This window comes from Selenomonas ruminantium subsp. ruminantium ATCC 12561, assembly GCF_000424065.1.
GTDB classification, from domain to species: domain Bacteria; phylum Bacillota; class Negativicutes; order Selenomonadales; family Selenomonadaceae; genus Selenomonas_A; species Selenomonas_A ruminantium.
In genome coordinates this window covers 1-8,284 of sequence record NZ_AUJE01000059.1, presented here as the reverse complement: position 1 = coordinate 8,284, position 8,284 = coordinate 1, and the positions used below count along the sequence as shown (strand labels likewise).

Here is an 8,284-nt window from a genome sequence, read left to right as displayed (position 1 = left end):
AGCCTGTCCCGAGATGAAGTATCTCATGGAGTAATCCAGTAAGATTCCTTGAAGAAGACAAGGTAGATAGGTTGGGAGTGGAAGTGCCGTAAGGCATGCAGCGGACCAATACTAATAAATCGAGGGCTTATCTTTCAGAGCTAAAATGTTCAATACAAAATTTCTTCTGTATAGTTTTGAGTGTAGATAATACATTCAATTAAATATCTGGTGACGATAGCTGAGTGGTTCCACCTGTTCCCATACCGAACACAGTAGTTAAGCACTCATACGCCGAAAGTACTTGTCTGGAGACGGACTGGGAGGATAGGGCGTTGCCAGTTAGTACCATCTTTATGATGGTGTTGATTCCCCGATAGTTCAGCCGGTAGAACGGTGGACTGTTAATCCATATGTCGCAGGTTCGAATCCTGCTCGGGGAGCCAATTATGATATACCTCTGGGGTGATTGGGGTATAGCCAAGTCGGTTAAGGCACGGGACTTTGACTCCCGCATCCGCTGGTTCGAGTCCAGCTACCCCAGCCAGATAATGGTTCACTAGCTCAGTTGGCAGAGCACCTGACTTTTAATCAGGGTGTCCCGGGTTCGAATCCCGGGTGAGCCACCATTAATTTCGGCGCGTTGGTCAAGTGGTTAAGACACCGCCCTTTCACGGCGGCTTCATGGGTTCGAATCCCATACGCGTCACCAATATCATGACTCACTAGCTCAACTGGCAGAGCAACTGACTCTTAATCAGTAGGTTCACGGTTCGATTCCGTGGTGGGTCACCATTATATGGGCGATTAGCTCAGCTGGGAGAGCGCCTGCCTTACAAGCAGGATGTCAGCAGTTCGATCCTGTTATCGCCCACCATTTTATGGCCCGGTAGTTTAGTTGGTTAGAATGCCGCCCTGTCACGGCGGAGGTCAGGGGTTCAAGTCCCCTTCGGGTCGCCACTTGTTATTAACGCCTACGGGCGTTAAATATATATGTGCCTTTGTAGCTCAGTTGGTAGAGCAGGGGACTGAAAATCCCCGTGTCAGTGGTTCGATTCCGCTCGAAGGCACCATTTTTTTTAGGCTGGTGTAGCTCAATTGGTAGAGCAGCTGACTTGTAATCAGCAGGTTGGGGGTTCAATTCCTCTCGCCAGCTCCACTTTTTGATATTATGCGGGTGTAGCTCAATGGTAGAGCCCCAGCCTTCCAAGCTGGTCACGTGGGTTCGATTCCCATCACCCGCTCCAGTAATGATACTGCCGGGGTGGCGGAACTGGCAGACGCAACGGACTTAAAATCCGTCGGTTGGAAACAACCGTACCGGTTCGATTCCGGTCCTCGGCACCACCAATTTCATATGGATTATACGCTGTAAAGTGTTTATTATGCGGACGTGGCGGAATCGGCAGACGCGCTAGTTTCAGGTACTAGTGGTGGTGACATCGTGGAGGTTCAAGTCCTCTCGTCCGCACCATTTTTATGTTTACTACTGTTTTTTGATATATTCGCGGTCGTGGCGGAATTGGCAGACGCGCTACTTTGAGGGGGTAGTGTTCACAAGACGTATGGGTTCAAGTCCCATCGACCGCACCATTTTTATTTTGAACATACAACTTGTTCTATGATATAATCTCATGGAACAAGTTTTTTTTATATAATTTTTTCTTTTTATCATTTTGCAGGAGTGATGAATCTACATGAAAGAAACGAAAATTGAAAACATCTACGAGCTTGACGGCCGGGTGCCTTTGCGGGCAGCCATACCATTTGGCTTGCAGCATGTACTGGCCATGTTTGTGGCGAACCTGACCCCGATTGTCATTATAGCAGGGGCAGCGGGCTTCGACCGGCAGATGACGGCCATGTTGGTACAGAATGCCATGTTTGTGGCGGGAATCGCGACGTTGGTACAGCTTTATCCACTGTGGAAAGTAGGCGCAAGATTGCCAATTGTCATGGGCGTGAGCTTTACCTTTGTTACAGCAATCTGCTTCGTAGCGGCGAATTTTGGCTATGGTGCGGTAGTGGGCGCTGTGCTGGTCGGCGGTATTTTCGAGGGGACATTGGGCCTTATGGCGAAGTACTGGCGGCGGTTCATCTCGCCAATCGTTTCTTCGATTGTGGTTACGACTATTGGTTTTTCCCTGTTGGGAATTGGTATCCGTTCTTTTGGCGGCGGCTATAACGATGGTTATGGTGCACCGGATAATCTCCTTTTGGGGACAGTGACGCTGGTGACCTGCTTGCTGTTTTCATCCTTTGCTAAGGGCTATTATAAGCAGCTGGCTGTTTTGGTCGGGCTGGTTGTTGGCTATGTGCTGGCCCTGGCCATGGGCAAGATTGATTTGTCCGCTGTGTTCAGCGGCGGTTTGATTTCACTGCCGGCTTTCTTGCCGGTGGCACCGGAATTCCATCTAGGTGCGATTGTATCCATTGGTATTATCTTTTTGGTATCGGCAGCTGAGACAATCGGCGATACGACGGCGATGGCGATTGTCGGTTTGAAGCGCGAGGTAAAGGAGAGGGAGATTTCCGGCTCGCTGGCCTGTGATGGTTTTTGCAGCTCTACAGCGGCATTGTTCGGCTGTTCCCCGATTACGTCCTTCAGTCAGAATGTCGGTCTTATCGCGATGACGAAAGTCGTTAATCGCTTTGCCATTATGACGGGCGCTGCGGCGATGATTATTGCAGGGATGTTTCCGCCGATTGGTGCATTTTTTGCTTCTTTGCCGGACCCGGTTTTAGGCGGCTGCACGATTATGATGTTTGGTTCGATTATGGTCAGCGGCATTCAGATGATGGGCCGTTTGCAGATGACCCAGCGTAATGCGACGATTGCAGCGCTGTCCTTTTCTATCGGAATTGGCACGACGACAGCGACAGAAAATGCCATCTGGCATATTTTCCCGCAGGTGGTGCAGGACGTGTTCAGCGGTAACTGCGTGGCGGTGGTATATGTTGTGGCAATTCTGCTCGATACGTTCCTGCCGGCCAATATGGAGGCAGAGAAGCTTGCCGAGGCAGAAGCGGCTGAATAAAACGAAGAACCAGCCATCAATAACATCTAAAAGGAGCATATACCATGAAATTACTGAAAGATCGTATTTTAAAAGAAGGTTACTGCCTGTCGGGCAATATTTTGAAGGTGGATTCCTTTATCAATCATCAGATTGACCCTGAATTTACCATGGAGATGGGCAAGGAGTTTGTCCGCCGCTTTGCAGATGTGGAGATTGACAAGGTGCTGACCATTGAGTCATCGGGGATTGCCATCGGCATGGCTGTTGCCTATGAGCTGAAAAAACGTCTGGTCTTTGCGCGCAAGAATCCGTCGCTGCTTATGCAGGAGGAGATGTATACCTGCCCGATTACTTCCTATACCAAGAAGGAAGCCAAGTTGGTGTATGTGCTGAAAAAGTTCCTGCAGGCCGGGGAAAATGTCCTCATCATTGACGACTTTATGGCTGATGGCAATGCCGCACTGGGGCTGGCCAATATCGTTGAACAGGCTGGCGGTAATGTAGTGGGCATCGGCATCGCCATTGAAAAGTCCTTCCAGCAGGGGGCTCAGCGTGTACGGGAAGCCGGCTATCGGGTAGAGTCCCTGGCTAAGATTGCTTCCTTAGCTGATCAGCAGATAATTTTTGAGGAAGATTGAAATTTTTTCCTGAAAAGTTATTGACAGAAGGCTAAAAGTACTTTATAATATTTTTTGTTGATTCGGTGATTTCATCGAATACAATTTAATAAGCGGACGTGGCGGAATCGGCAGACGCGCTAGTTTCAGGTACTAGTGGTGGTGACATCGTGGAGGTTCAAGTCCTCTCGTCCGCACCATATTCGCGGTCGTGGCGGAATTGGCAGACGCGCTACTTTGAGGGGGTAGTGTTCACAAGACGTATGGGTTCAAGTCCCATCGACCGCACCAGTTGAATTTTAAGCTCAGACGAGTTTCACTTTGTGGATTGTCTGAGCTTTTCGTGTATATCCGGGGAGGCGATTGTATGTGGTGGCGGAAGCTGATTATCCTGCCGTTGTTGTTTCTATTGCTGCTTGGCAGGGCTGAGGCAAAAGAGATTGACCAGGCGGAGCTGAATCTGGCCACAGCATTGATTTCCATGTCCTCCTATAGTGCGGAGTTGAATGTGCTGGCGCGTGAATGGCTGGAAGATTTGGGCTGGCTGATTGATACCCATGAATACGCCACGGCTTTGGCTGATGGCCGGGTGCATATCTTAGCCCGGCAGTTTCCCGATGGGGAACAGGTCTATGTGCTTGCTTTTCCGGGGACGGAGCGCAAGCAGGATGCCGTGGTCGATTTGCGGGTTACGCGTGTGCCCTTTGGGGGAACTACGCCGGCAGAGTTCAATGCGGTGGCAGCAGATGTAGAACATAAATCCGGAGCTAATCCTTTGGTGCATAAAGGCTTTCATGACTATACGCAGGCGGCTTTGTTCAGCGAGAAACTGCCGGACTTTGGCAACCTGACGCTGGGCGAAGTTATTGCGCGGGATTTGCGCGCAAATCCTGCGTATACACTCTATCTGACCGGTCACAGTCTGGGGGGCGCGGCAGCGACGCTGGCGGCGGCCAGACTTGCGGATATGGGCGTCAGTCCGCAGCAGCTCCGGGTGATTACCTTCGGTGCTCCGGCTGTGGGTAATACCGCTTTTGCGAGGGGCTACGAGAACCGTATGCAGCTGACACGCATAACGATGGAAGGCGACCCGGTAAAGGCGGCCCTGCAGTCGCTTTCGGGCAGTTATGCGCAGTTTGGCGAGAAGGTGGTCTGGTCCAGCCATTTAGAGCGCTTTCCCCATGATATGACGTTGTATTTGGATGAGGCTTTGCGTCATTATTATCAGGAGCGGCAGGGGAATGTGGAGATGCCTTCCCTGGTAAGTGGAACCGCTGAACAGGCCAAGGGGCTGGTCTATGTGGCGCCGCTGCAGTTTGACCTGAGCGATATGCTGGCCGTAGATAAGCCCTATATGCAGCAGGTGGTGCAGGGCATCTTGCGCGCGTCCTATCAGCCGCTGGTCTTTGGACAGGACGGCGAAGACAGCTTTCAGGCTGCGCACCAGCAGGGGGCAAAATTTGTTTTGGTTGAGCGCTTTCGCGGGGCGCGGATTAAAAATGAAAAGGCCAATTTCCGTCTGGTTTTGGAGGAAGAAATCTATGATGGGGAGGGGACTCTGCTGACCTTTCAGTCCTATAGCATGACCACCAGTATCCTTACACCGCTGGAGGCCGTCGGTTATCTGACGATGAAAGCCGATGATGCGCGTGAAATGTTATTGACGGACAAAAAGTAAGCAGGAATTTTTGGCTAAATCGCGAAATAGAACAATGTGTATGTGTATTGCCGCAAGGCGAGGAGGGTTATCATGGAAAAGTCGAAGGTTTATTTTACCAGCTTCCGTACGCAGGTGGGAACCAGCTGGCTGGAAAAACTGCGCCGTTTGTGCATTGCTGCCGGCATCAAGAACATTGATATGGAAGGTAAATTCGTGGCGATCAAGATGCATTTTGGCGAGATGGGCAATCTGGCTTTTCTGCGTCCGCAGTATGCCAAGGTTGTAGCGGATTTGGTCAAAGAGCAGGGCGGTCTTCCGTTCCTGACGGACTGCAACACGCTTTATCCCGGCAGCCGTAAACACGCTTTGGAACATATGGATATTGCCAATATGCATGGCTTTAATCCCATGACGACGGGCTGCCAGATTATCATTGGCGACGGCCTGAAAGGAACCGATGATGTGGAAGTTCCCGTGAAAAATGGTGAATATATCAAGACGGCTAAGATTGGTCGTGCGGTCATGGATGCTGATATCGTGATTTCGCTCGCGCACTTCAAGGGCCATGAAATGACGGGCTTTGGCGGTGCCATCAAGAATCTGGGTATGGGCTGCGGCAGCCGCGCCGGGAAGATGGAGCAGCATTCTTCCGGTAAGTGCGTGGTCAATCAGGAACTTTGCCGCAACTGTCATAAATGCGCCAAGGAATGTGGCTCGGAGGCCATCAGCTTTGATACGGGCAAAGCCTATATCGACCCCGAAAAGTGCAAGGGCTGCGGCCGTTGCATTGGTGCCTGCGGTTTCTCCGCTATTCGCAATGAGCAGTGGGATGCAGGCGATTTGCTCGACAAGAAGATGGCTGAATATACGCAGGCTGTGGTGCAGGACAGACCCTGCTTCCATATCAATCTGGCGATGGATATCTCGCCGAACTGCGACTGCCATGGGGAAAATGATGCGCCTATTCTGCCGGATATCGGCATGTTTGCGTCCTTTGACCCCGTGGCTATCGACCAGGCCAGCGCCGATGCCTGTCAGAAGGCAACGCCTGTGCGCGACAGCCAGTTAGGTGACAACCTGGCCAAAGAGGATTGGCATCATCACCATGATGTATTTATGGACAACAATCCGAATGTGCATTGGAAGGAAACGCTGGAACATGCAGAGAAAATCGGCATGGGGACGCGTGAATATGAACTGGTGACGCTGAAATGAAACAAGATGAACTTCGCCGATTGCAAAAAATTGTCGAAGTCCTGCGTTCGGAGAAGGGCTGCCCCTGGGATAGGGAACAGACCCACGAAAGCCTGAAGCCAGCCTGTATTGAGGAAGCCGCTGAAGTTTTGGCGGGCATAGATATTCTCAAGGACACGGGCAAGGCGGAAAATCTAAAAGAGGAATTGGGCGACCTGCTGTTGCAGGTCGTCTTTCATGCCCGGCTGGCAGAAGAAGCAGGACTGTTTAATCTGGATGATGTAGCTAAGACCGTCAGCGATAAGATGGAACGGCGGCACCCGCATGTGTTTGCGGGGGCGGCTGTCGAATCCGTTGACTGGGAAGCGATTAAAAAGAGCGAGAAGGCCGGACGCGAGTGGGAAGAAGGGTACCTGCCCGGGGCTTTTTCGCAGGCAGAAGCATTGATTGCCAAGGCTAGGGAACGCAAAGGCTTACATTGAGGTATTAAGACGCCCGGCGGCTGATCATACTTTTCCTTCGCCATAGACAGGCTTGTCAAACGCTGCGGAAAAGCATAATCAGCCGCCGGGCTGCTTTCGTGTATTCCTTACATCCGTTTATTAAGCCGCCGTGGGTATGGATAATATTTTTCCTACGCTGAGACAAGCTTGTCAAACGCTACGGAAAAACATCATCCATACCCGCGGCTTTTGTTTGTTGTAAACTGTTGTGGTGTCAGCTTCATGCTAAGACTAAGGCGGGTGGGGGTGGGGAGGACTTTCGGCAGCGTTTGACAAGCTTGTCTAAGCAGACGAAAGTTATTCCCTCCCCCGCCTGCCGTCTTGTGCCTCGAAAGAATCTTAACAAGTATACATAAATTGTGCACTGTAAAAGTCTGAAAATATATGATATACTGATAATAACCATTTATGTCCTGTTGGGGACGTTGAAAAGGATTTCGTTTGTATCACAGGAGGAGATTATCATGTCGAATAACATCAGTACGAATTTTGCGGCCTCGTTTTATCAGAATATGGGGCAGGTGGGGAAGAAAGGGCAGAGTGCGCAGAAAAAGGAGCAGGCACAGGAGGCTTTTTCCCAGTATATGCCGGATACGCAGGTAGAGTTGTCGGCTGATGGGCTGGCGTTAGCGGGGCAGCAGAAGGCCGGTGGTACGCAGCTTTCGCAGAAGGCGCAGGATTTGTTTGCCAAGCTGCAGGAGAAGTATGGGGATTATGATTTCTTCGTGGCCGAAGATCAAGAGGACATGAAGAATTATATGGATAAGGGGACCAAGAAGTATTCAGTGGTCTTTACCAAGGAAGAACTGGAGCATATGGCCAGTGACGATGAATATGCAGAAAAGGTTATCGGTCAGATGGAATCGGCTATTGATATGACCAAGCGCCTTGAGGACAGCGGTAAGCTCGGCGAAGGCGTGCATTTTAAGCAGGTGGCGATTACCTTTGATGATGAAGGGAATATGAAGCTCTTTGCCCAGCTGGAAAAGATGAATGCTGAGCAGCAGGAACGGCTGGAAGAGGCGAAGGAAAAGAAGGCTGAGGAAAAGGAGAAAGCCGCCAAAGAGGCAGAGGAAAAAGAAAAGGGGCAGGCGAAGCTGCCGCCGCGTAATATGGTGGAGATTGAGGCACGCTCTGAGGAGGAATTGTTGGAGAAGATTTTGGGGATTAAGTGGTAACAACGTATGTACAAGGCGCCCGACCTGCGGGTAATGGCTTTCCTTCGCTGAGACAGGCTTGTCAAACGCTGCGGAAAACCATCACCCGCAGGTCGGGCTTTGTGCGTACTGGCAGGTAATATTTTCCTTCGCT

At 50.8% G+C, this 8,284-nt stretch carries 6 protein-coding genes, 15 tRNA genes and 2 rRNA genes; all 23 read left to right on the top strand.

Features of this window, described 5'->3' with window-relative positions; translation table 11 throughout:
- A 23S ribosomal RNA gene (locus G598_RS0114645) occupies positions 1-135 on the top strand; the annotation flags it as partial.
- A 71-nt stretch (positions 136-206) separates the two neighbouring features.
- A 5S ribosomal RNA gene (rrf, locus tag G598_RS0114640) occupies positions 207-323 on the top strand.
- A 26-nt stretch (positions 324-349) separates the two neighbouring features.
- A tRNA-Asn gene (locus tag G598_RS0114635) sits at positions 350-425 on the top strand.
- Positions 426-449: 24 nt separating this feature from the next.
- Positions 450-526, top strand: a tRNA-Gln gene (locus tag G598_RS0114630).
- Between the two features lie 6 nt (positions 527-532).
- Positions 533-608, top strand: a tRNA-Lys gene (locus G598_RS0114625).
- Positions 609-616: 8 nt separating this feature from the next.
- Positions 617-691 (top strand) — tRNA-Glu (locus tag G598_RS0114620).
- A 7-nt stretch (positions 692-698) separates the two neighbouring features.
- Positions 699-774 (top strand) — tRNA-Lys (locus G598_RS0114615).
- 6 nt (positions 775-780) lie between these two features.
- Positions 781-856: transfer RNA gene (locus G598_RS0114610), tRNA-Val, on the top strand.
- A gap of 6 nt (positions 857-862) precedes the next feature.
- Positions 863-939, top strand: a tRNA-Asp gene (locus G598_RS0114605).
- A gap of 37 nt (positions 940-976) precedes the next feature.
- A tRNA-Phe gene (locus G598_RS0114600) sits at positions 977-1,052 on the top strand.
- A gap of 10 nt (positions 1,053-1,062) precedes the next feature.
- Positions 1,063-1,138: transfer RNA gene (locus G598_RS0114595), tRNA-Thr, on the top strand.
- A 14-nt stretch (positions 1,139-1,152) separates the two neighbouring features.
- Positions 1,153-1,226: transfer RNA gene (locus G598_RS0114590), tRNA-Gly, on the top strand.
- A gap of 11 nt (positions 1,227-1,237) precedes the next feature.
- A tRNA-Leu gene (locus tag G598_RS0114585) sits at positions 1,238-1,326 on the top strand.
- 40 nt (positions 1,327-1,366) lie between these two features.
- Positions 1,367-1,453, top strand: a tRNA-Leu gene (locus G598_RS0114580).
- A 33-nt stretch (positions 1,454-1,486) separates the two neighbouring features.
- Positions 1,487-1,572 (top strand) — tRNA-Leu (locus tag G598_RS0114575).
- A 104-nt stretch (positions 1,573-1,676) separates the two neighbouring features.
- Positions 1,677-3,017 (top strand): uracil-xanthine permease family protein, encoded by a 1,341-nt coding sequence (locus G598_RS0114570; protein WP_026767551.1) that lies wholly within the window; start codon positions 1,677-1,679, stop codon positions 3,015-3,017.
- Positions 3,018-3,061: 44 nt separating this feature from the next.
- The gene (locus G598_RS0114565) at positions 3,062-3,637 is read left to right on the top strand and encodes a xanthine phosphoribosyltransferase (RefSeq protein WP_026767550.1); all 576 of its coding nucleotides are present in this window, start codon (positions 3,062-3,064) and stop codon (positions 3,635-3,637) included.
- A gap of 92 nt (positions 3,638-3,729) precedes the next feature.
- A tRNA-Leu gene (locus G598_RS0114560) sits at positions 3,730-3,816 on the top strand.
- Between the two features lie 5 nt (positions 3,817-3,821).
- Positions 3,822-3,907: transfer RNA gene (locus tag G598_RS0114555), tRNA-Leu, on the top strand.
- 76 nt (positions 3,908-3,983) lie between these two features.
- Complete coding sequence (locus tag G598_RS18165) at positions 3,984-5,294, top strand: lipase family protein (protein ID WP_051180386.1); 1,311 nt, start codon at positions 3,984-3,986, stop codon at positions 5,292-5,294.
- A gap of 72 nt (positions 5,295-5,366) precedes the next feature.
- On the top strand, positions 5,367-6,491 hold the full coding sequence (locus tag G598_RS0114545) for a DUF362 domain-containing protein (protein ID WP_026767549.1): 1,125 nt from the start codon (positions 5,367-5,369) through the stop codon (positions 6,489-6,491).
- Complete coding sequence (locus G598_RS0114540; protein ID WP_026767548.1) at positions 6,488-6,952, top strand: MazG nucleotide pyrophosphohydrolase domain-containing protein; 465 nt, start codon at positions 6,488-6,490, stop codon at positions 6,950-6,952. The genes G598_RS0114545 and G598_RS0114540 overlap by 4 nt, the downstream gene beginning before the upstream one ends.
- Before the next feature lie 485 nt (positions 6,953-7,437).
- On the top strand, positions 7,438-8,151 hold the full coding sequence (locus G598_RS18775) for a DUF6033 family protein (protein WP_051180384.1): 714 nt from the start codon (positions 7,438-7,440) through the stop codon (positions 8,149-8,151).
- The last annotated feature ends 133 nt before the right edge of the window (positions 8,152-8,284 follow it).

Bases quoted from the DNA above. Each gene is read 5' to 3' on its own strand.
- G598_RS18165 (WP_051180386.1), top strand. From the start codon at position 3,984: ATGTGGTGGCGGAAGCTGATTATCCTGCCGTTGTTGTTTCTATTGCTG.
- G598_RS18775 (WP_051180384.1), top strand. From the start codon at position 7,438: ATGTCGAATAACATCAGTACGAATTTTGCGGCCTCGTTTTATCAGAAT.
- G598_RS0114545 (WP_026767549.1), top strand. From the start codon at position 5,367: ATGGAAAAGTCGAAGGTTTATTTTACCAGCTTCCGTACGCAGGTGGGA.
- G598_RS0114540 (WP_026767548.1), top strand. From the start codon at position 6,488: ATGAAACAAGATGAACTTCGCCGATTGCAAAAAATTGTCGAAGTCCTG.
- G598_RS0114565 (WP_026767550.1), top strand. From the start codon at position 3,062: ATGAAATTACTGAAAGATCGTATTTTAAAAGAAGGTTACTGCCTGTCG.
- G598_RS0114570 (WP_026767551.1), top strand. From the start codon at position 1,677: ATGAAAGAAACGAAAATTGAAAACATCTACGAGCTTGACGGCCGGGTG.